2 protein-coding genes are annotated in these 1,198 nt (G+C 63.1%); both read right to left on the bottom strand.

The window, feature by feature from the left end; all coding sequences use genetic code 11:
- Window positions 1-653 (bottom strand): aldehyde dehydrogenase family protein (locus tag NW852_RS04675; protein ID WP_414426498.1); only part of this gene is annotated, 653 nt, incomplete at its 3' end.
- A gap of 2 nt (window positions 654-655) precedes the next feature.
- Window positions 656-1,198 (bottom strand): conjugal transfer protein TraF (gene traF / locus NW852_RS04670; protein ID WP_414426497.1); only part of this gene is annotated, 543 nt, incomplete at its 5' end.

The raw sequence follows: 1,198 nt of genomic DNA, 5'->3' as shown, positions 1-1,198 counted from the left end.
GCGATACGCGCCACTTCGCGTCCCGCGCGCGTGCTGCCCGTGAAGGTCACCGCCGAGATCAGCGGATGGCGGATGAGGTCGGGCGCCTGCTCCGTCTCCACAAACGCCAAGTAGAACAAGGAGTAGTCGAAGTGGATGCGATCGAGCGCGTGTTTGAAGGCGCGGGCGCAGGTGGGCGTGTTGGGCGCGGGCTTCAGCACGACCACATTCCCTGCGGCAATCGCAGGGATCGCCACACGCGCCACCTGCCAGAACGGGAAGTTCCACGGCATGATCGCCAAAATCACCCCCAGCGGCTGGAAGGCGATGTAGCTTTTCCGCGCGTCGGTCTCCACCTCGATGGGCTGGAGCATCGATTCCAGGTTTTCGGCGAGGTATTCGCACAGGCGCGCGCACTTTTGGACTTCGGCGCGCGCCTGCTTGATAGGCTTGCCCATCTCGCGGGTGATTTCGACGGCGAAGTCATCGGTGTCCTTGTGGAAGGCGCGCGCCATCACTTGCAGCGCGCGCACGCGCTCGGCGACGGTGGTCTCGCGCCAATGCAAAAACGCATAGCGCGCGCCCGCCAAACGCTCCTCAAGGGTCTCCCAGTCGTCGGTCGGGTACTCCCGAATGACCTCTTCCGTGTACGGGTTGCGCGAGATAAACGGCATCGTCAGAAGTTCAGTGTGCGCGACACGACCACAGGCAGCGTATCGGAGTAGGCAAGGTTGAACCCGCCGATGCCCAGCCCAGCCGTCCAGCCCGTTTTGGAGGCGTAGCCCGTGCGCAGCGCGATTCTGCCCAGCCGCTGCTCGTAGCCCAGCCGAATCTCGCCCTTGCCCGCGTTATTGCCGATGTCGATGAAGTCCACCGCAATCAGCGAGCCTGTCTCCAGTTCAACGGCGACGCCCGCGTTGTAGGTGCGCTTGAGGGGCTTGAAGTTGAAAATTTGCCCGTTGCGGTCGGTCGCTTGGAAGCGGATGTTCGGCTCGACGAAGTTCTCCACGACCAGTGCGAGCGTGTAGGTCTGATCGCCCGTCGGTCGCCACAGGAAGCCGAGGTCTATGCCTGTTGCGCTGAATTCGCGGTAGTCGCGTCCCTGCAGTTCGGAGGCGCGTTCGGCACTTTGCCTCTCTTGGAGCGCGTCTTGATTAGCGAAGTAGTGCGTGTAATAGAGTTTCAGGTTGCGCTGGCGCACGCCGACGGCGAGGTCGCC

The organism is Synechococcus sp. H60.1 (assembly GCF_047462335.1).
GTDB lineage: Bacteria > Cyanobacteriota > Cyanobacteriia > Thermostichales > Thermostichaceae > Thermostichus.
The sequence above is the reverse complement of the archived record's forward strand: the minus strand, read 5'-3'. Positions and strand labels throughout refer to the sequence as shown.